The following is a 20,266-nucleotide window of genomic DNA, read 5'->3' on the forward strand; positions in this document are numbered from 1 at the left end:
GGCTTCGCAGCAGGTGGTGGCGGTGGAGGCGGCGGTGCCGGTCGCGCCGCGGGAGCGATGGGTGTTGGCGTCGTCGGAAGTGGCGTCGGGACCCCGGGCAGTTTTGACGAAGATGGCGGTTCAGGCCGCGCCGTCGGTGCCTGCGGTTGCGGGCTCGGAGATGGGCCCGGTGAGACGCCGGGCGATGGCGGCTGCGCCTGTTTCGGCGTCCCGGTCGACGGCGGCTGTGGTGGCACGTTGCCGGTGGGGCTTGGCGAAGGGCCCGGGGCGGCCTTCGTCCCGCCCGGAGCGGTCGCGCCCGGCGTCGGGGAGCCGGTCGGCCGCGTCGTTTGCGGCAGCGGCTGACCTCCGGCCGCGCCCGGCAGCGGCTGCCCGACTTGCTTGCCCTGCTGGCTGGGCGTCGCGGCTCCAGCCGGCGCTGCGGGAGCAGGCGGCGATGCCGGCGTTCCCTGCGCCGGAGAAGGCGGAGTCGGAGACGTCGCGGCGGCACCTGGTCTGGCGCCTGCAGGCGGAGGCACTGCTGGTACAGGGGACGGCGTGCCGACCGCAGCTGGTGCAGGACCGGTCGGCGGAGCCGGCGGTGGCGCCACTTGTTGCGTGCGGATGATCCCGCCCGGAGCCAACGGCTTGGCCGGGGGAACGGGTTGAGGATTCGGAGTGACGGGCGCCCTTGTCGCGACAGAGGGCGGTAGCGTCGGTGCAAGAACGGCGGCGGCCCCTGCAGCACCGACTGCGGCCATGCCGGCAGGTGATAGCGAGGGCGGCGCCGCGCTCGGCGCCGGCAATCCAGGTGCCGGCGATCGAAGCGGTGCCGCGGCGGCAACGGCCGGTGTCACCGTCTCGGCTTGACCCTGCGGGTTGGTGATCGTGACCAGATTGGTCGTGTTGTTGATGACGACCGTGTTGTGGATGTTGTTGTAGATGATGTTGCTTGGAGGCGGCACGATCTGCGGCGGCGGCTCCACCCACATCGGTACCGGCCGATACTCGGGGATCGGCAGCACGAAAGCGACCGCCGGTGGTGGAGGTGGCGGCAGATCGACGAAGTAGACCGGCGGCGGCGGAAGGAAAACGACTGGCGGCGGCGGCGGCGGCGCAAAGTCGAACTCGGGATCGGCAAACGCCAGGACCGGCCGGTCGACATAGACGATTTCATCCGGCGGCGGCGGCGGCAAGTCGTACTCGATGACGGTGAAGCTCGGTGGCGGCTCCAAGGCAGCGGAAAGATACGACAAACGCCTTCGCGCATCGTAGGAATGCGCGCCACGCGGATAGCGTCTCAGATATGACCAATAGGCCTGTGGCGTGTCTGTGCTTCTGGTGCGCCGCCAGGTGATCGCCTCGCGCCGGGCCGCGACGATCGCGCGTACGCGCCGCGCCATCGGATCGTTCGGGTAGGTTGCAAGAAAGTCTTCGTAGGCTTCGAGCGTATCGCGATCGAGGGCGGCAAGGTAGGCCTCGCGCGCGTCGAAATCCCGGATCGGCCTCCGCCGAATCGATGCTGTTTCCGCGGCGGTCACCTGAGGCGGCGGCGCGTTCGGCGCGCGCTCGAAGAGGTAAATCGGGGCTTGCAGCTTGGAGGAATGCCAAGGCACCTGCCCGCCATTGGTGATCTGATTGACGCGCAAGCGGATCCGCGCAAATGCGTCATCGAGCGACACTCCGCCTTCGCGGGAAATTTCCGCAAGGGCCTGCGCATAGGCAGAATATGGGCCGCTTTCGTCGGGTGCGACGGTGCCGGGCGCCGCATTGAACGCAATCAACGTGCCGGGTTCGGCCTCAACCAGCGCCAGCCCGCCGGTCAACGGATTTCCTGATCTGGCAAAGGGATTGGCGCGCGCGAGGTCGAGGACGACCACCACCGTCTTCAGATGCAGCGCCGAGAGCGGCCTTAAGTAGTCAGAGAGTCTCAGGGCTTCGGCGGAAACGCTCGCGTCGCTCGCAATACGCGCATCGACGGGAACGAAATAGTTCTCGCCCTCCAGCTGCACCCCATATCCCGAGAGATAAATGTAGGCGACCGTATCTGGACCTGACGACGATGACTTGTCCAGAAAATCCCTAAAAGCACGCCGCAGGGATTCCTGATCAAGATCGCGCGCTCCTGTAACGTCGAAGCCTGCCGCCTGCAGCGTCTGTGCGACGAGGCCGGCATCATTGGCGGGCGTTGGCAGAGAGCCCGTTTGATAGTTGGCATTGCCGACAACGAGAGCAATGCGGCGCTCGGCCGCTTCCGCAGAGACCATCAGGGCAAAAACAGCAAGCGCAGCCCAAAACAGCGTCTTCATCCAAGTTTCTCCCGTGCCCCGTTCAGTCAATCGCGCGCCGGCTGAATAGAACCTTAACGGTCATGCAAATAGCAACACTTTCGGCCCGAATCTTGGCCTCAAATCCAGCGACATCTGCAAGGCCAATACGCGCCCAGACGTTCCCCCTGGTCTGAAACCGTTGGGTTGCGTTGACGTTGTCTCTGGAATGCTCTGAGGGGATTTCCATGTCTAAGCTCGCAACGGTTGCCTCAACGGCTCTCTGCCTCTGCGCAATTTGGTCGACTTCAGCTTCTGCTATCAACCTGCCTGCTGCCGGTCGAACATTTTCAGCGGCTCGTCCCATCCTTGAGAATGTCGCATTGATCTGCCGTGAGCGGTGTGGCTACTACGGCTGTCGGCGAATTTGCGTGCAACGGCCCGGCTACGGGATGTACGGTCCGTACGGGGCGTACCCCTCCTACGGAGGATATGGGTCCGCCAGGGAGTCTTGGCGAGGTCGTTCGTGGCATGAGCATGAGCACGAACATCGGGGCCGTTACGAACGCGAACGTGAACACCAGGATGAGGATTAAACGGCTCACCCGACCCAGGCGAGCCACGTCGGTTGATCGCACCAGCGCTCTCGGATACGCCCGCGTCCCCATCTGGGGTTCGGACACGCGCCTTCGAGACTTGCGTGAGACACACTCAATCCGGCGAAACGAGCAGCCGGGCCAAATAAATGACGGTCGCGATCAGCGCGACAGCAACCGCAAGACCGGCGACGATCTGGGTCGCGGCGGACCTGGACGCCTTCATGCGCCAATAAGACGAACGCGCCGCTGATGGCGCTGACGATCGCAGTCGGTTTCGTGGTGGATGATGCGATCGTGATGCTCGAGAACATCACCCCCCACGTCGAGAAAGGCGAGCAGCCGATGGCCGCCGCCTACAAGGCGCCGCAACCGCCCCAATAACGTGGACCAGCGTGCCGGCGTTCCTGTCGAACACCGAACGCCACGATCCAAACCAGAGATCGCTTTGGCCGAGATTGAGGGGCGATTGAAAGCCCGCTTTGCCGCCATTCGGGTGCAGATCGCCGATGGACCTCCGCAGCGGATCAAGGACAAGGGCCAGCAGCATCTTCCCGGCGAGGAGGCGTGGTGGATCGGCGAACACCGGACGACAGGGGAAAAGAAATGCTATCTGGCCAACCTGCCTGCCGCGACAGATCTGCGCACATTAGCCGCCACCATCAAAGCACGTTGGATCTGCAAACAGGCGCATCAGCAGTTGGAAGACGAGCTCGGGCTTGATCACTTCGAGGGGCGATCCTGGCAAGGTCTTCACCCTCACGTGCTGATGACCATGATCGCCTACGCCTTCTTGCAACACCGTCGCCCCGCACAAGCGGGGCGAAAAAAAGAAGCACCTCCGCCTCAGCCAAACTTGCCGGCGGTACGCCACGCCATCGTCGATCTCATTCTTCGACCGCCATCACAGCGATGCCCATACTGTCGAAGACGAATCCATGAAAGCCGCAGCAAATAAATCTGCCAAAGTAGTGCTAGATTGCCACCTGTCGTCCTATCTCTACAACCTGGTCGTTGGGAAGACTGAAGAAATCGCTGACATGTTGCGCGTTCCGCTCCATTGTTGCGAATAGACGCTCCTGCCAGCCCGGCAGGCCCATGCCGTCCTCACGTCGGATCACGGTCTCGTGGCCCACATAGTAGGTCACGTCATCGATATCGACGGTACACCCCAGCGATTTGCTTCGAGCGAGCAATTCTGGGATATGGGGACGCTCCATAAAGCCGAACCGCGCCTCTGCCCGCCAGAAATTATGCGCGACCTCTTCAAGCGTTACCCGATTGCTCGGATCAACCCAAGGCACCGAGAGGATCTCCACGCGTACCACGAAGAGCTGTTCGTGCAGGGCGCGGTTATGCTTGACGTGCCAGACCATTACGGGCGGCGTACCGTGCTCGGTTCGGGTGAGAAATACTGCGGTACCAGGAACTCGGGGTAGGCTCCTTTCGGCAATCTCTGCCATAAATTGTGGGACTGGGATCAGCGCTTCGCGCAGCCGTGCAGAGACGGCGGCCGCTCCGCGATGCCATATCCACATGACGCCGTAGACGGATACGGCCAGGATCAGCGGCACATATCCCCCCTCCGCTACCTTTGTCAGATTGGCCAAAAAGAAGGCGCCGTCGACAGTCAGGAAACAGGAGGCAACCAGGCCTGCGGTGACAATGCTCCACCGCCAGATTTCCCGCATCGCAATGAACAGCAGCGCCGAGGTCATCAGCATCGTCAACGAAACTGCGATGCCGTAGGCGGACGCAAGATTGTCCGATTTGGCGAACCCGATGGTCAGCCCAAGCGTCACGATCATCAAAAGCCAATTGACCCCACCGACATAAATCTGTCCGTAGCCTTCCGGCGAAGTCTGCTTGATCTGCAGACGCGGTAGCCAGCCGAGCTGGATCGCCTGCCGTGTCATTGAGAATGCTCCGGTGATGATAGACTGACTGGCGATGATGGTGGCGACCGTTGCAAGGATAATCAACGGCAGCAGCAATGCGTCCGGGCACAACCGGTAGAAGATGTTGCCGTCGGTTGGCGCCCCCTCCAACACGAGGGCCGCCTGACCGGCATAGTTCAGGATCAGACTGGGGAACACGATCGCGAACCAAGCAGCCTTAATGGGGCCTGCACCGAAATGCCCCATGTCGGCATAAAGCGCTTCGGCGCCGGTGACGCAAAGAAAGACGGCGCCAAGCACGAGAAACCCGGTAGCGCCGCTAGAGAACAAATAGGACAAACCATACGACGGATTGAGTGCAGCCAATACGCCAGGATGTCTGGCGATGCCGACTAGCCCCAGTATCGCCATGCCAACGAACCAGACCAGCATCACTGGGCCGAACAGATGGCCGATCTTCGCCGTCCCCTGCGACTGGACCGCAAACAACAGAAACAGGATGATTGCGGCTGCTGGAACCACGTAGGGCTGCAGCGCCGGAGCCGCCATTTCGAGCCCCTCCAGGGCGGACAGTACCGAGATTGCAGGGGTGATTGCACCGTCGCCATAGATCAGGGCAGCGCCGAAAAGCCCGACCGCCACGATCGTCGGCCGGTGCTGCTTCTTCACACCCAAGAGTGCCATCAATGCCAAAATGCCGCCTTCACCATCATTGTCGACGCGCATGGCGAACAGCACATATTTGACGGTGGTAATAATGAAGAGTGTCCAAAGCACGAGAGAAAGCGCGCCAAGGACGACCGCGGAATTGGGAGACTTCTCGGCAGTGCTCAAGATCGTTTTGAACGTATAGAGCGGGCTGGTGCCGATGTCGCCGAACACAATGCCAAGCGCTGAGAGGCCTAGCGCGGGTAACCGCCCCTGCGGCGACTGTCGTGACGTGCCCGCGGATGTCATGATCTGACTTTCGTTCAATGTCTCATTCCAGCTGAAGAGGTTTCCTCATCTATCTAGACCACTGCCATGGATTTGCGACAGCCAAAGGACCAATAGAGCTAATGAGACCAATCGCCTACTGTTGAAGGTCAGGCCGCATGAGACCGTTTCGTTCGGCTCTTGGCGGAAACGGAGCGATCGCCCTGAAGACCCATGGTCCTGCAATCTAACCGGAATCTGGCGGTCGCACCGGCAAGTCGTTGGCCGAGGTCACGAGGCCGCACGAATCACACCCACGATCGCAGATCGCTCAAAACGGAAACATGAATTTTCGAAGTCATATAACCATGACGTGGTGAAACTGTTCGCTTCCGTGGTACCTCTCGCACCGGAGCCGTTTCCCGCTGTCCTCCAAAAGCCGGACGATCGCATGCCCGACGAATACTGGCATGTTGAGTAAATGGCTGATTTTGTCGCGCTGCTCCATCGCGATGGTCAAGCCGACAATCGATACCAGCTATTTGGCTACAGCAGACAACCGGAAGATCTCTGGAAGCTCGATCAAGTTGTTTTCAGCGTACGACGTACATGTGCCGACGGACCCGTTGTTACAGTCGACATGTCGATCACGGCTGCGTCGATCCGCCCGCCGGCGGCAATCGGCCTGCAACGCTGAGTGGATCATCTCCGGGCTGATCTTCAGGGAAACAGTCGTCAGTAATGACGAAGTGCAATTTCGTGTGTAGGAAATCGTGGAATATCGCGCAAAATCGTACGATTGGTAGCGGGGGAGCGCTACATCGCGAAACCCACTATCGGAGGAGCCCTGTTTTCCTATCGGAGAGCAGCCAACTCGCGACGTGACATCTTGAGAGTCCGCCAATTGCCGCCCTTCATGCGCGATCCATCGCCGCGGAAATGATCGCCGGGCCGGCTCAAATACCGGACTCGCAACCACCGGTACCAACACTTGTGGCTAAGTGGAGGAACCGCCTGGCGGACCGCGCCTCAGGCCGATGCGGAGATTGGTGGCCCTATTCTCCGCATAATTTGCGGGAAATGCCGCCGCAGATCGGTGGTTGGTATTATAGTACCCTGATATAATGTTGTCAAAGTTGACAAGGTTGCATCGGATCTCGATATTTGTGGCGGAGTTGAGCTCATGTCCAAGACACAGTCAAAACCCTCCGGTACCGAGGATGTGTCCGTCCACGAGGACGGTGTGATGATGGTACTTAAGCAGAAGCCCGCCGCTCTGAAGAGCCTGGCCCTTCCCGCTGGCGCTCAGGTCGCGATTGTTTCCAAGAGTGCGACGGCTCTGCAGAAGGTCCGTGAGCGGAACAAGCAACTGGCGGGTGAAGCGTTCCGGTTCTTCTCCGGCGCAATGACGAAAACCGCTGTCGTCAACAAGGAGGCATTTGCGCCCGATGCCCGCGCCCTCGCCGTCCTTGAGGGCGTTCGCATTGCGCAGGAGGACCTTCGGCGATCAGGGGGCGCGTACGATCTGGACCAGGTCAGGACGCTCCTGCGGGGCATCTCTCGGCAGGCTGTCGACAGGCGCGTGCAGGAAGGCAGCCTCCTTGCCGTTCCCGGTCCCAGCAACCACCGGAGCTTTCCGACCCTTCAGTTCAACGCGGACGGCACCGTCGTCGAGGGACTCAAGTCCGTCCAGGACGCTCTGCCAACCAACAATCCCTGGACCGTTCTGAACTTCCTGGCTCAGCCTGATGATCGGCTGAACGGCCGTAAGCCCATCGACCTGCTCAAGGAAGGCAAGATCGAACTCGTGGTTGAGGCCGCCCGGCGAATGGCCCAGCAAGGCGCGTGACCGGTCCGCTGCCTCCGGACGATCTCGATCGCCGTCGTCCCCGTCTGGTTCGACTGCGGCGGGGTGCGGTCGTTCATCGGTTCTACACCGCCAAATACGATCCGATCTTCTTCGACACATCGCGCTTGGGTCGACTGAATGCTCCCGACGGAAGCTACGGCGTTCTCTATGCGGCTCGCGAGCCTTTTGGCGCATTCGCAGAGACGTTCCTCCGGGTACCGGGACGGACCCTGATAGACACCGGCCTGCTCCGGCGCAAAGCCTACGTTCGCCTGGAGATTACAGCAGACCTTGGGCTAATCAGACTAGCTGGCCCCTCGCTCGCGATTCTCGGCGCAACCGCCGAGGTGGTGCACGGCGGGCTGCCTTACGACGCACCCCAGGCCTGGTCCAAGGCGTTACTCGACCACCCGCTTCGTCCCGACGGCATCGCCTATTACGCCCGCCACGATGACGAAGGCCTTTGTTACGCAATCTTTGACCGCGCGCGCAGCTCGGTCCGGGAGATCGATCGGGCGACCAAGCTGGACCAGGATTGGTTTTGGCAGCTTGCGCGGCGATACAAGGTCGGACTGGCGCCCGGCTAACTCTCTTCGACGCGGGAGAGACTGCGATCTAGCTGGGCCTCGCTTCGGGCATGCACGTCGATCCGGTGGGCAACGAATGCCCACAGTTTTGCTTAAGCCAAGGCTGTATTTATATAGCCAAGCAACCTCCAAGCGTGCAACTATCGAACCGTTGAAAAGCCGATGCGCCGTCCTGCCCGCCGAGAGCAGAGCGGACGTCCGCATTACAGAAGTAATTTCGAACGAGAAGCGTTTGGTCAGGACTACTGCAGACGATCCACGGTCCGGCGGCGGTTACGCGATCGGACAATTCGTGTGGACAGGCGCGTTGAATGTGCCGCTCCTTCCCTTCGCCTGGCAGATTGGTCCGAGCCGTGGCCAAGCGCTTCCTATCTTCGGCGCCAGCTGAATACGGTGCATTTGGAGAAGGCCGATGTCCAAGAAGATCATTCTGCTTTCGGACGGGACGGGCAACGCTGCCGGCAAGGTTTGGCGAACCAACGTCTGGCGGACATTTCAGGCGCTCGACCTCAAGACATCGGACCAGATCGCGATCTACGATGACGGCGTCGGCACCTCTTCGTTCAAGCCCCTTGCCATCCTCGGTGGCGCATTTGGATACGGCCTGAAGCGCAACGTCATCAACCTCTACAAGTTTCTCTGCCGCAACTATCGGGACGGCGACAAGATCTACGGCTTCGGCTTCAGCCGCGGCGCCTTCACCATTCGGATCGTCATCGGCTTGGTGCTCAATCAGGGCCTTGTCAAATTTGCCAATGAAGCCGAACTCGACAGGAACGCGCGTGCGGCCTATCGCGCCTATCGCCACAACAAATATCCGGTCTGGAACCTCCAGTATCCGCTTCGGCTCGTGCTGTCCTGGCTCGACAAGCGGTTCTACAAGTCATGCGAGCGCAAGATAGAATCGATCGAGTTCGTAGGTGTGTGGGATACCGTTGCAGCCTACGGCCTGCCCATCGACGAAATGACACGCGGCGTCAACGATTGGCTTTGGCCGCTGGAACTGCCGAACAAGCAGTTCAATCCCATGATCCGCAAGGCGCGGCACGCGTTGGCGATTGACGACGAGCGGGCGACTTTCCACCCGGTTCTCTGGGATGAGGATGCGACGAATACCCAGCCAAGCGGCTCAAGTCGCTCTTCGGGGAACGAACAGCTGCTGCAGGTCTGGTTCGCCGGCGTTCATTCCAATGTCGGCGGCGGTTATCCGGACGATTCCCTCGCAAACATTTCGTTGGCCTGGATGATGTCCGAGGCGAAGGAGGCCGGCCTTGTCTTCAAGGATATGCCCGACGCCGAACCGGATGCGCTGATCAGTACGGATTCCGCAAAGGACAAGGATGGGCGGCTCTACGATTCCCGCAGCGGGCTCGGCGGTTACTACCGGTACAGTCCGCGCAAGATTCAGGACTTCTACGATGCGATGCCGACAACCCTTGCCGTGGACGGCGCACCGCATGCGAAACCAGTTCCAAAGATTCATGAGGCGGTATTCGGCCGGATCAAGCTCGGCGCGCATTTTTACGCGCCAATCGGCTTTCCTAAGAAATATGAGATCGTTCGTTCCAGCGATCCTTACGTCAACTACTGGCCATCGGGACCGATGGTCTCCAATACGAGCGCCACGATCGGGCCAAACGATCCTGCCATTTCCGAAGGAACGCCTTCGCTTGACCGGCACAAGGCACAAGAAGACATCTGGGACATCGTTTGGCGGCGGCGCGCAATCTATTTTCTGACCGTATTTGTCACAGGCTATCTCCTGCTCTACCCCCTGTTCAGGGACAGCTATCCGTTCCAAGAGCTCAGGACCCAATTTCGCTTTCTGTCGGACACCATTCGCCTTGTCGGGAACGTCTTGCCCGGAATGGCTTCGCGCTGGATCGATGCGTACGCGCGCGATCCGGCCTGGTTTGTCGTATGGGCCGCGCTCGTCGCGTTTCTGATCTGGATCAGCTCCAAGCTGAAAGGATCGATCAACGACGGCATGAGGATCCTCTGGACGCGGTACCTGCCTGGCAGCAACGCACCGGAGCAACCTGAGCGACCGTACGCAGCCTCACCATTTCAGACGGTCTTGTTTGCCAGCGCTATTATCTACTTACTGGTTTACCCGGAGCTCGACCGGCCTTGGCTGCGCTGGCTGGCGCTACCGGGCGACCTCAACGATGCCATGCTGACATACACGGCCGACCCGGTACGCTATGTCCTGCTTGCGTTTCTCGTGTTCTACTTCTTGCCAGCCAGGATCGTCCGCGTGCTCCGGCAGTCGCGCGCTTATCAGGCGATCTTGCGCTTTCTGAAATTCAAAGTCGCGCCTGCCTTATCCGCGGCCGGAATTCTGTATCTCGTCGTTGCTTTTGGAAGCCACTACCAGTTCAACATACGCGACGGCTTGGGCAGCTTTTGCACCGAAACGCCAGGGCTCGCTGAGAGCAAAAGCAAGGGCTTTAGCAATGTCGGAGGAAAGCAGCAGGCGGAGCTCATCTTCGACACCTCGCCTGAGGCAACCAACAAGCCAAACAACATCTGCATTTCAACGGGCGTCTTCGTGAAGACCGGCAAGGACTATCGAATCGTGGTCCAGCGACTGCCGGACCCGGAGACCAAGCCTCCGTCCGGCAAGTGGACCTTCTTTGGCGAGGAATCCTATATGGGCGGACAGCCGATCGGCCGCCTGCCGTTCTTCAAGGCGGCCACGATGGCCCTGCTCTATCCATTCCGGCACACGTTCGACCGGCCATGGGGCAGCATCATCTTTCGCATCGGCTCGAGAGGCAATGAGGAGGATTTCCTCGATCGCGCACCACCGAACCAGAGCGACGATGTGCGGGTCAATGATGCTGAGTATGCTGTGCCCGATGATTCCGAGCGTCTCGCTGAAATCCTTACTCCGAAGCGCGACGGCGAGCTGTTCGTCTACCTGAACAAGCCCATGCTCGGCTGGTGGGGTTCCGAATCGCGGCTCGCCGACTGGATCAGCAACACCGGTAAGGCCAGGATCACGGCTGAGAGCCGATGAGCCCTCTGACGCGATCGGCGCCACCGTTGTTGACAGCGGAAACATGCCGTTCGAAGGGGCGCCGACTTCATCGACCGATGCCGCGTCTGAGGCCAACAGACCACGAAATTCCTGCGCTACCGACACTGCCCGTGACCACTTGCCCGCGCGCTCGCTCCAGGACCGGTCGCCAAGGCACCAGAGCAAAGTCGTGCGAACGTTCGATCAGGGCGTACCGTCCGCTGTTCATTGTCAGCATCCGCCTGTAGGCCCCTGCCGCTTGACCAGATCGCTCGTGACCGCCCAACCAGGGGTACAGAAAGGCTCCGAGCACGACGCCGAGCGTTCTTCGAAAGTCACAGCTCCTCCGAGCGATCTCAACAAGGTTCGACGACCTCACATGCCCATTCGGCACGAGTGCACTCTATTGCATTGAGACGCGATTATAGGGACGAGTCGGAGTAGTGGGCCGATCCGGCTTCCTAGTCATTAGAGTTTGTGAAATTTCGCCGCTTTGTCCGGGCGCGAGGGAAGGAACGCCAACGGCAAGACGCTCAGGAACTTCCTCCGCCAAGGTTGGTGTGCCGCCTCGGCCTAGCCAGAGCCATCGCTCGGCGCGTCGACATTCACGCCCGGTGCTCTCGAAGGGGCAAGCTACATGCGAGGTACAACGATTAAGTCTGCGCCTCCGCCGCAAGCGCGGCCTGCATACCCTCACCCATCATCAAGCCGAGACAGGAGTTGACCGTATGTCGCCAAACGAGGTTTGTCCGTAGCCGTTCGGGGAAGAAGTTCGGAAGCGCATGTAGGGCGTCGACGACATCCGATGGCGCAACGGCGCCTAACAGCAGGCGGCCAATCTCGCCTTCGCGTGGATCACGCAGCGCGAAGGGACTGCCGTCATCGAGGCGTCCAACACAGTAACGCATCCAGGCTGCGACGGCGAACGCAAAGGGTCTGACATCGAGGCCCTTCTCGAGCGTTTCGAGCGCCGGCGCTAGAATCCGCTGCGGTAGCTTCTCCGTGCCGTCCATTGCAATCTGGTAGGTCTCGTGCGCGATCGCGGGATTGGCGAAGCGCGACAGCAGCTGCGGCGCATAGGCGGCAAGATCAATCCCGGGCAACCGCGGCAACGTCGATGCGGCCGCCTTAATGTGCCGCTCGATCAGGGGACGGAAGCCCGCGGGCCCGACCGTGTCGCGTACATAGCGCCGCCCGCTCAGAAAGCCCGCATAGGCGAGCATCGAATGCGCGCCATTGAGCATGCGCAGCTTCATCGCCTCATAAGGCCGCACGTCATCGACGAACAGCGCACCGCCCGCCTCCCAGGCTGGACGACCGCCCGGAAAGCGATCGTCAATCACCCATTGCGTGAACGGCTCGGTCTCGACCGGCGCCTGATCGACGCAGTTCGTCAGGCGCAGCGCATCCTCGCGTGTTGCCTCGGTCGAGGCCGGCGTGATGCGGTCGACCATGCAAGACGGAAACGAAACCTTGTCGGCGATCCACTCGCCTAACGCCGGATCGCACCGGCGCGCGAAATCGACCACGCCATGCCGAACGAACGCGCCGTTGTCGGGCAGGTTGTCGCAGCAGAGCACGGTGAATGGCTTGACCTGCACAGCGCGCCGACGCCGCAGCGCCTCCGCCAGCAGGCCCAGCACGCCGGACGGATGGGTCGGGTTTCGCAGGTCGGCGGCAACGGCCGGATGGTGGATATCGACGGTCATTGCCGCACGGTCGACACCATAGGCCTTTTCGGTCACGGTCATCGTCACAATGCGCGTGCGCGGATCGACGAGGCTTGCCATCAGATCGTCCGGCGCGCGGCTCGCCGCAATAGCGCATGCGATGCTGCCGATCACTCGAGCGCGCACGCCCGAGGCATCGCGCTCGATCAGGGTGTAGAGGCCATTCTGCGGATTGAGCGCATCGGCAGGCTCGACGCTGCGCAGGCTTGCGCCAATGATGCGCCAATCGCCGCCGCCCGCCGCGAGCGCGGCGTCGGTATACGCTGCCTGATGGGCGCGATGAAAGGCGCCGATCCCGAGATGAACGATGCCGTGGCCGTGCCTCGCCGGATCATAGGCCGGTCGCGACGCCGCGCCGCTGACGTCGGCCAGCGACGTCAGGCGCCTCGGTGCGCTCATGCCGGCAACCCATCCGCTGGATGCGACAGTGCAGTGAAGACGCCGCGCAATTCGGCAAGCCCCTTCAGCCGGCCGATCGCCGGATAGCCGGGCTGTCCGCTGCGGTTGAGGTCGTCGAGAATGTCATGGCCGTGATCGGGACGGAACGGGATCGAGCAGTCGGCGCGGCCTTCCGCCTTGCGCCGCCGCTCCTCACGCAGCGCGGCTGCGATGACCGCGACCATATCGGTGTCGCCGCCAAGGTGATCGGCCTCGTAGAACGAGCCGCGAATGTCGTTCGACTCGCGTTTGACGTTGCGCAGATGAAGGAAGTGCACGCGCGGGCCCAGGCGCTGCATCATGCTAGGCAGGTCATTGTCGGGCCGCGCGCCAAGCGAGCCCGTGCACAGCGTGATACCGCTCGCGGGCGAATCCACCGCATCCATCACCGCGGCATAGTCGGCCTCCGTCGACATGATCCGCGGCAGGCCGAGCAGCCCGAACGGCGGATCGTCGGGATGGCAACACAGGCGCAGACCCAGCTTCTCGGCGACGGGCGCGACTTCATTCAGGAAGTCAACAAGATGCGCGCGCAGCCGGTCCGCGGACACGTCGCGATAGTCCTCTAGATGCGCCTGCACATCGGCCAGCGTGAAATTGTCGGCGGCGCCGGGCAGGCCGAACACGACATTGCGTGCTAGCGTCGCCTTGTCGGTCTCGGTCATTGTGGCGTGGCGTTGCCGCGCCTGCTCGACCACCCAGCCGGGAAAGTCGGCCTCGGCCCCTGGCCGGCGCAGGATCAGCATGTCGAAGGCCGCGAAGTCCACGAAGTCGTAGCGCATGCAAGTGGCGCCGTTCGGCAATCGCCAATGCAAATGGGTTCTGGTCCAGTCGAGCACCGGCATGAAGTTGTAGCAGATGACTTCGATGCCCGCGGCGGCGAGGTTTCCAAGACTGGCCTTGTAGTTCTCGACGTGCGTGCGCCAGCTGCCCTTCTGCTTCTTGATGTCTTCCGACACCGGCAAGCTCTCCACCACCTCCCAGCGGAGGCCGGACGGATGACCGTCCTTCATGCGGCCGATCGCCTGCTGGCGTTTTTCAATCTCGCCGGGCGTCCAGAGGTCGCCGGTCGGAACGTGATGCAGCGCGCTGACGACCCCCTCGACCCCTGCCTGCATCATGTCGTCGATCGACACATGGTCGGGCGGCCCGAACCATCGCCATGTCTGCCTCATGATGGATCTCCTCCCGAGCTGGCACAGGCGCGAACACCTGGGGATCACGACCACCTAACACATCAAATTTCGGTTGACTAGTATGGTAGTCGACATTATCAGAGGACATGGGATTGGCGTTGGACCTTGAGAAGACTCCATTGGAAGGCGCGGCGGACCCGCGCGATGTCCCTTGGTCGCTGGACCTGACCAGTCCGGTCAGGCCTCAGATCCATGCCGGGCTCAGGCAGCGCATCATCCGCGGCGAGATCGCCCCCGGCACCGCCCTTTCGGAGGCCGAGATCGCACGCAGATTCGCGATCAGCCGCCAGCCGGTGCGCGAAGCCTTCATCAAGCTCGCCGAGGAAGGCCTGCTCGAGGTGAGACCGCAGCGCGGCACCTACGTTCGCAAGATCAGCAAGACCGCGGTCATGGATGCCCGCTTCGTGCGCGAGGCGATCGAGGCCAACATCGTCCGTGAAGTGGCTGCCAAGGGCGATGCCGGGCTCGTTACCAGGCTGCGCAAGCAGCTCGTCGCCCAGCAGGCCGTGCCGGCGGGCGATCTCTACGATTTCATGCGGCTGGACGAAGAGTTTCACTGGACCCTCGCGGACGCCGCCGGCCGGCTTTATGGCTGGAAGGTCATCGAAGACGTCAAGCTTCAGATGGATCGTGTCCGCTACCTCTCCCTGCGCAGCTTTCCGCAAGCGAATCTCGTGCGCCAGCACACCGTTATCGTTGACGCGATTGAAAAGGCGTCGCCCGACGAGGCCGAGCGCAGGATGCGCGAGCATTTGCGGCTGATCATGGACGACCTGCCATCCATCGAAGCACAGCACCCCGACTTTTTCACGACGGCATAGGGCTGGCGTGCCGGACGATGACGCCGGCCAAACAACAACCAGGCGAGGATTGACCATGAAGACCCGGGCCTGCGTGCTCCACGGGAAGGGCGATGTCCGCATCGAAACGCGCGAGATCGGCGATGTCGGTCCGAGACAGGTCCGCGTGCGCGTCGGCGCCGGCGGACTCTGCGGCTCGGATATCCATTATTTCTGGGACGGCGGCATCGGCACGATCCAGGTCAGCGAACCCATCATCCTCGGCCACGAGGTTGCGGGCACGGTCGAAGCCGTCGGCGGCGAGGTCACCAATGTGAAGCCGGGAAACCGGGTCGCACTTTGCCCAAGCCTGCCCTGCGGCCGTTGCCGCTTCTGCCAGATCGGCGAGCAGCAGCATTGTCTCCAGATGCAGTTCTTCGGCAGCGCGATGCGCAAGCCGCATTGCAACGGCGGCTTCCGCGACGAGATCATCGTCGAGGATTTCCAGTGCGAACCGGTCGGCGATGTCGGGCTCGATGAAGCCGCCTGCGCCGAACCGCTCTCGGTCGGCCTGCACGCGATCAACAATGCGGGCAGCATCTTCGGCAAGCGCGTCCTGATCATGGGCGCAGGGCCGATCGGCGCGCTGCTGGTGGGAGCAGCGAAACTCGCGGGCGCCCAGGAGATCGTCGCCGTCGATCTCGCCGAAGCTCCGCTTGCGGCTGCCATCAAGATGGGAGCCACGTCGACCGTCAACGCCCTCGCCGAACCGGACCGGCTGGCCCGACTCTATTCCGCCGACAAGGGCTATTTCGACGCCGGCTTCGAATGTACCGGGGTCGGCATCGCGCTTGGCAACATGTTCCCGGTCGTCAGGCCGCGGGGCGCGATCGTCGCGGTGGGCGTCAGCAGCGGCGCCCATATTCCGTTCAATGCGCTGGTCGGCAAGGAGATCCGTCTCGCCGGCACGCATCGCTTCCATGCCGAATATCCGATCGCGGCCCGGATGATTGCCGAACGTCGCATCGACGTGCGCCCGATCATCACCGCGACATTTCCGATGGAACAGATTCGCGACGCCTTCGACGTCGTGCGCGATCGCTCAACGCAAATGAAGGTACAGCTCAGTTTCGCGACGTAGCGACGCGCGACCAAAATCAATGAATAAAACGGGAGGAACAATGGATACGACGACGACTACGATGGACAGCGAACACGTCAGACGCCTGTCGGACGAGGCGACGCAGCGCCTGCTCAACAAGCCCGGCACCGTGTCGAGCACGCAAGGCGGATGGATGATGATCGCCACGATCCTGATCGAGGCCTGGGATCTCTACGCGATCGCCTTTGTGCTGATCTTCATCAAGACGGATTTCAATCCGTCGCCGGTACAGCTTGGCCTGCTAACCGCCGCCGTGCAGGGCGGCGCGCTGATCGGCGCACTGCTGGGCGGCGTGTTCGCCGACCGCTTCGGCCGGAAGAAGGTGTTCATCGGCACGATGGTGCTCTTCATCATCCTGGCGATCGCTCAAGCCTTTGTGCGCGACGTCTGGGATCTGATCGTCGTGCGTCTGTTGATCGGCATTCCGCTCGGCAGCGACATCTCCAATGGCTACGCCTACATCATGGAATCGATGTCGAAAGGCAAGCGCGAGGAGATGGGCAGCCGCTGGCAGTTCATGTTCGGTCTCGGCGAGGTATTCTCCATCCTGGTGATCACGGTGATGTACGTGATGGGCATGGACCATTCGCTGCTGTGGCGGGTCGCGCTGGCGCTCGGCGCCGTGCCGGCGGCCATCCTGCTGATCGGGCGGCTCGATCTGCCCGAAACACCCTTGTCGCTATTGCAGCGCGGCCAGTTCGTCAAGGCAAAGGAAGTGTCGAAGCGGCTGTTCGACGATCCCCTCGACATGCTTCCCAACCAGGACCAGAAGCTGCCGAAGCCCAAGCTCGGCGATTTCCTGAAGGTGATCTGGGCCGATCCGATCAAGCGTCGCGCCACGATCTTTGCGTGGATCTCCAACGCCTGCCAGGGCGCCGAATTCACCGCCTGGGGCTTCTATCTTCCTGTCATCCTCGTGCTCAGCGGCGTCGGCGTTTCCGGCAGCGGCGACATCACCGGCACGAACCTCGTCACTGCTCTCATCTTCTGCCTCGCCACGGTGTCAGGCTATGTCGCGCCGCTGATGCTGCCGAAGATCGGTCATCGCGGCGTGGCGATGTGGGGCTTTGGCCTTGCTTTCGTCGGCTTGATCCTCGGCGGATTCGCAATCCAGAACGACTGGAAGATCCTCATCGTGGTCGGCGCCTGCATTCTGATGTGGGGTCACTATTGGGATGCATCCAACGGCATGACGATCGCCTCGATGGTGGCTCCGACCCGCTTCAGGGCAACGGCGGCCGGGTTCGGCTACGTCTTCGTCAAGGCGGCCGCGTTCTTCGGCGCATTCGTCTTCCCGCTGGTCAATGATGCGCTGGGCAAGGCAGGCGCCACATTTGCGGTGTCGATCCTGTCCTTGATCGGCTTCCTAGCCGCGAAATTTATCCTGCCGGAAGTTTATGGCTACGTAGAAGCTGAGAAAAAGGCCTAGATAGATTGAAACCGGTGGGCGGGCGCATTTGACTGGATGCGCTCGCCGCAACCGGAAATGGGTTTGAATTGTCCCGCCGCGTTCCGCGGCGCGCGGCAATCACTGTCCGACGCGCAGCCCCCTTCTCAACCGATCACGACCACTGCACAGGCGTGGTTATGCGCGACATCGCCTTTGATGTTGATTTTGGCAGCATGATCCTTGCATGCAGACCAAAAACGGTATCCTCGAACTCGTATTCATTGCAGTGCTCGGAGGATCCGGACGCGTTTTTCTGGGCGGACTTTTTGTTGCAGTCGACAAAGCGTTGCCAGCGAGCGAAGGAAATACAATCACCGATCCGGAAAGGGAAAGCACATTGGCGTTTGCGCTGGCACAGCGTGGAGAGCCAGACATGCAGCGGCTTATGTGACCAACAACTTCGTTGAAAGCGGCGTGCTATGCACGGTCGCCACCAATATATATATGCTGTCGCCTTAACACCCGTCGGCTTGATCCGCGTTCGCATACCCCAGAAGCCACTCTCGCTCACCACTCGAAGCGTGTACCGACTCCGACTGACGTCGAGCCCTTCGCATCGACATCGGACTCCACGCGGATGTGGCGCGTCACGTCCACATTCGCCGACAGTCCCGACTGGCTGGGGCTCGCGCCCGTCCGAACACCAACACTCAACCTGTCGCCGATCGCGCGCGAGGCGCCGACCATCGGGCCACCCGCCCCGGTGCCCACATCCAGGCTGTCGACGCCGAGCGAGCGGCGCATGCGGTCGAGGGTCCCTTCCCCACCACTTGCGAACTGAGCCGCCGCCTCTGCAAGCTGCAGGGCCTGTGAGGTCGTGAGGCTACCCGAAGCCTTCTGAAACAGGATGCGCGACAGAATCTCGTCCTGCGGCAACTCAGGTTGTGACCGGAAGGCGAAGACCGGCGCGGCTGCAGGACCCGAGATCCCGACCTGCGCAGTGATATCGGAGGCCTGCACCTCGGCCGCGAAATCAAGCTCGGGCGCGAGATCTCCGTTGAAGGAGAGGTATCATGCTCACCCTCATCATGACTGCGCGCCTCAACGACGTCGATCCCAAGGTCTGGCTCGCCGACGTCTTCAGACGCATCGCGGAGATCACGCAATCTCGCCTGCACGAACTGCTCCCGTGGGAGTGGAAAGCAAAAGCCGAAAACACCGCAACGGCTCAGGTCGCCTGAAACCGTCGTCATCGTTATAGCCGGCAACGACTATCCGCGCGCGCGGGAATACCGCGGTACTCGTCGTATGCTTACTGTCCACCCTCAGAGCACACTCCAAGTTTCCGGCGGCGCGCGCTCGCAAAGCAAAGCCCCCGACGGTTTCCCGCCGGGGGCTTAGATCGCGATCAGATCAACCGCGATATTACCAGTTGCGCTGAGCGCGGAGGAGCAGGAGGACCGTGTTCTGGTTCTTCAGCTCGTAGGTAGCTGCCGGCTTGCCGATAGGAACGCTGGGACCCGTGACCGTACCCGAGAACTTCTGGTCCAGATGGGTGTAGGTCACATCGGCCGAGAAGGTCAGGTTCTTGACTGGGGTCCAACGGGTGATCACGCCAATCTGCGCAATGTTGTAGTCGGGGTTGCAGTTGATGATGCCACCGGCCGCACCAAGGGTAGCCCGGATCGAACCACCGACGCCGCCAACGCCGCAGAGCAAGGTCTTAGCCGTGTCGTCGTACATGACCTGAGCATAAGCTCCGTAGACGCCGGAGTTCCAGTAGAGATTCCAGTTGTGGGTGTAACCACCACGGAAGCCCCAGGTCTTGATCGACTGCTGCGAAGTTCCAGCCGCGAACACAGTGTCAGGCGCAAAGCCGAAGCCGATGCTCTGGTAGGCGCCAGGCAGATTGGTGCCGCCGTAGACGGTGAACGCGCCAGCCTGACCGGCGATGTCCTGGATGTTGTAACGGGTCGCACCGTCAGTATACACACCCTGGAAGTTGATCGTGTCGCCGGGGCCCGTCGGGATGTTCTTGACCGACAAGGCCAACTGACCAGCCCAGCCCCACTTGTCGTCCGGATGACCGGTCGACTCGGTGCCGCCGAAGTAGGCTGCGTGGTTGTCATGCGCCGCGAACGACGCCTGGAACAGACCCCAGGCCTGGTCGACGCGGAGCGAGGCGACAAAATCCGGGGTGATCGTTCCGGCGTAGTCGCTCGCACCGTAAGGACCGAGGAGACCGAGCGGAAGACCAGTCGGGCCGACGGCGCCGAGGTTGTTCACGCCAGCCTGATAGTACTGCGTCTGATCCTGAGCCGACAGAGCCAGCGACACGCCGTTGCCGAATTCAGCGGTGTAGGTGAACTGGTTCACACCAGTGACCGTGCCGCCGCCACCGACGAGACCGTCGAAGTTGTTGGCCGGATAGTTGGTCCAGGGAGCGCTGAACTGCGAG

At 61.8% G+C, this 20,266-nt stretch carries 15 protein-coding genes and 3 pseudogenes; 11 read left to right on the plus strand and 7 right to left on the minus strand.

Annotated elements, in window-relative coordinates:
- Nucleotides 1-2,288, minus strand: a 2,288-nt coding sequence (locus ACFFWD_RS18275; protein WP_376967543.1) for a caspase family protein, incomplete at its 3' end; no start/stop codon positions are given.
- A gap of 794 nt (nucleotides 2,289-3,082) precedes the next feature.
- On the opposite strand from ACFFWD_RS18275, the pseudogene ACFFWD_RS18280 reads away from it, so the two are divergent.
- Nucleotides 3,083-3,205, plus strand: a pseudogene (locus ACFFWD_RS18280) (efflux RND transporter permease subunit); the annotation flags it as partial.
- A 97-nt stretch (nucleotides 3,206-3,302) separates the two neighbouring features.
- Nucleotides 3,303-3,784: pseudogene (locus ACFFWD_RS18285) on the plus strand (IS701 family transposase); the annotation flags it as partial.
- Between the two features lie 32 nt (nucleotides 3,785-3,816).
- Here the strand turns inward: ACFFWD_RS18285 and ACFFWD_RS18290 are convergent.
- Nucleotides 3,817-5,697, minus strand: coding sequence for a potassium transporter Kup (locus ACFFWD_RS18290; protein WP_376967591.1), 1,881 nt, complete (start codon nucleotides 5,695-5,697; stop codon nucleotides 3,817-3,819).
- A 439-nt stretch (nucleotides 5,698-6,136) separates the two neighbouring features.
- On the opposite strand from ACFFWD_RS18290, the gene ACFFWD_RS18295 reads away from it, so the two are divergent.
- The 4 genes from ACFFWD_RS18295 to ACFFWD_RS18310 all read left to right on the plus strand — a co-directional run bounded on the left by ACFFWD_RS18295 (nucleotide 6,137) and on the right by ACFFWD_RS18310 (nucleotide 11,113).
- Nucleotides 6,137-6,352: a hypothetical protein gene (locus ACFFWD_RS18295; protein WP_376967545.1), complete on the plus strand. Its 216-nt coding sequence runs from the start codon at nucleotides 6,137-6,139 to the stop codon at nucleotides 6,350-6,352.
- A 486-nt stretch (nucleotides 6,353-6,838) separates the two neighbouring features.
- A complete protein-coding gene (locus ACFFWD_RS18300; protein ID WP_376967547.1) occupies nucleotides 6,839-7,504 on the plus strand; it encodes a hypothetical protein in 666 nt (221 codons plus the stop codon).
- A complete protein-coding gene (locus tag ACFFWD_RS18305; protein WP_376967549.1) occupies nucleotides 7,501-8,091 on the plus strand; it encodes an RES family NAD+ phosphorylase in 591 nt (196 codons plus the stop codon). Before ACFFWD_RS18300 ends, ACFFWD_RS18305 begins: the two co-directional genes overlap by 4 nt.
- Before the next feature lie 412 nt (nucleotides 8,092-8,503).
- Entirely contained in the window at nucleotides 8,504-11,113 is a 2,610-nt protein-coding gene (locus ACFFWD_RS18310; RefSeq protein ID WP_376967551.1) for a T6SS phospholipase effector Tle1-like catalytic domain-containing protein, read from the plus strand.
- 67 nt (nucleotides 11,114-11,180) lie between these two features.
- On the opposite strand, the gene ACFFWD_RS18315 is transcribed toward ACFFWD_RS18310, so the two are convergent.
- The 3 genes from ACFFWD_RS18315 to uxuA form a co-directional block, all read right to left on the minus strand.
- On the minus strand, nucleotides 11,181-11,507 hold the full coding sequence (locus ACFFWD_RS18315) for a DUF3363 domain-containing protein (RefSeq protein ID WP_376967553.1): 327 nt from the start codon (nucleotides 11,505-11,507) through the stop codon (nucleotides 11,181-11,183).
- 259 nt (nucleotides 11,508-11,766) lie between these two features.
- Nucleotides 11,767-13,242, minus strand: coding sequence for a mannitol dehydrogenase family protein (locus ACFFWD_RS18320; RefSeq protein WP_376967555.1), 1,476 nt, complete (start codon nucleotides 13,240-13,242; stop codon nucleotides 11,767-11,769).
- On the minus strand, nucleotides 13,239-14,456 hold the full coding sequence (gene uxuA / locus ACFFWD_RS18325) for a mannonate dehydratase (protein ID WP_376967557.1): 1,218 nt from the start codon (nucleotides 14,454-14,456) through the stop codon (nucleotides 13,239-13,241). The genes ACFFWD_RS18320 and uxuA overlap by 4 nt, the downstream gene beginning before the upstream one ends.
- Nucleotides 14,457-14,575: 119 nt before the next feature.
- Here uxuA and ACFFWD_RS18330 point away from each other — a divergent pair, with 119 nt between their 5' ends.
- The 4 genes from ACFFWD_RS18330 to ACFFWD_RS18345 all read left to right on the plus strand — a co-directional run bounded on the left by ACFFWD_RS18330 (nucleotide 14,576) and on the right by ACFFWD_RS18345 (nucleotide 18,259).
- On the plus strand, nucleotides 14,576-15,298 hold the full coding sequence (locus ACFFWD_RS18330) for a GntR family transcriptional regulator (RefSeq protein ID WP_376967593.1): 723 nt from the start codon (nucleotides 14,576-14,578) through the stop codon (nucleotides 15,296-15,298).
- 55 nt (nucleotides 15,299-15,353) lie between these two features.
- The gene (locus tag ACFFWD_RS18335) at nucleotides 15,354-16,397 is read left to right on the plus strand and encodes an L-idonate 5-dehydrogenase (protein WP_376967559.1); all 1,044 of its coding nucleotides are present in this window, start codon (nucleotides 15,354-15,356) and stop codon (nucleotides 16,395-16,397) included.
- Between the two features lie 40 nt (nucleotides 16,398-16,437).
- Entirely contained in the window at nucleotides 16,438-17,847 is a 1,410-nt protein-coding gene (locus ACFFWD_RS18340) for an MFS transporter (protein ID WP_376967561.1), read from the plus strand.
- A 205-nt stretch (nucleotides 17,848-18,052) separates the two neighbouring features.
- Nucleotides 18,053-18,259 (plus strand): hypothetical protein, encoded by a 207-nt coding sequence (locus ACFFWD_RS18345; RefSeq protein WP_376967563.1) that lies wholly within the window; start codon nucleotides 18,053-18,055, stop codon nucleotides 18,257-18,259.
- 116 nt (nucleotides 18,260-18,375) lie between these two features.
- Here ACFFWD_RS18345 and ACFFWD_RS18350 read toward each other — a convergent pair whose 3' ends face one another.
- Nucleotides 18,376-18,828 carry a translocation/assembly module TamB domain-containing protein gene (locus ACFFWD_RS18350; protein ID WP_376967564.1) on the minus strand — a complete coding sequence of 151 codons (453 nt, stop codon included), beginning with the start codon at nucleotides 18,826-18,828 and terminating at the stop codon, nucleotides 18,376-18,378.
- Nucleotides 18,829-18,869: 41 nt separating this feature from the next.
- On the opposite strand from ACFFWD_RS18350, the pseudogene ACFFWD_RS18355 reads away from it, so the two are divergent.
- A pseudogene (locus ACFFWD_RS18355) lies at nucleotides 18,870-19,049 on the plus strand (transposase domain-containing protein); the annotation flags it as partial.
- Between the two features lie 184 nt (nucleotides 19,050-19,233).
- Here the strand turns inward: ACFFWD_RS18355 and ACFFWD_RS18360 are convergent.
- Nucleotides 19,234-20,266: porin (locus tag ACFFWD_RS18360; RefSeq protein WP_376967566.1), on the minus strand; the 1,033-nt coding region annotated here is incomplete at its 5' end.

This window comes from Bradyrhizobium erythrophlei (assembly GCF_042430365.1).
Taxonomy (GTDB): domain Bacteria; phylum Pseudomonadota; class Alphaproteobacteria; order Rhizobiales; family Xanthobacteraceae; genus Bradyrhizobium; species Bradyrhizobium erythrophlei.

Bases quoted from the DNA above. Each gene is read 5' to 3' on its own strand.
- ACFFWD_RS18290 (WP_376967591.1), bottom strand. From the start codon at position 5,697: ATGACATCCGCGGGCACGTCACGACAGTCGCCGCAGGGGCGGTTACCC.
- ACFFWD_RS18300 (WP_376967547.1), top strand. From the start codon at position 6,839: ATGTCCAAGACACAGTCAAAACCCTCCGGTACCGAGGATGTGTCCGTC.
- ACFFWD_RS18340 (WP_376967561.1), top strand. From the start codon at position 16,438: ATGGATACGACGACGACTACGATGGACAGCGAACACGTCAGACGCCTG.
- ACFFWD_RS18345 (WP_376967563.1), top strand. From the start codon at position 18,053: ATGCAGACCAAAAACGGTATCCTCGAACTCGTATTCATTGCAGTGCTC.
- ACFFWD_RS18320 (WP_376967555.1), bottom strand. From the start codon at position 13,242: ATGAGCGCACCGAGGCGCCTGACGTCGCTGGCCGACGTCAGCGGCGCG.
- ACFFWD_RS18295 (WP_376967545.1), top strand. From the start codon at position 6,137: ATGGCTGATTTTGTCGCGCTGCTCCATCGCGATGGTCAAGCCGACAAT.
- uxuA (WP_376967557.1), bottom strand. From the start codon at position 14,456: ATGAGGCAGACATGGCGATGGTTCGGGCCGCCCGACCATGTGTCGATC.
- ACFFWD_RS18335 (WP_376967559.1), top strand. From the start codon at position 15,354: ATGAAGACCCGGGCCTGCGTGCTCCACGGGAAGGGCGATGTCCGCATC.
- ACFFWD_RS18310 (WP_376967551.1), top strand. From the start codon at position 8,504: ATGTCCAAGAAGATCATTCTGCTTTCGGACGGGACGGGCAACGCTGCC.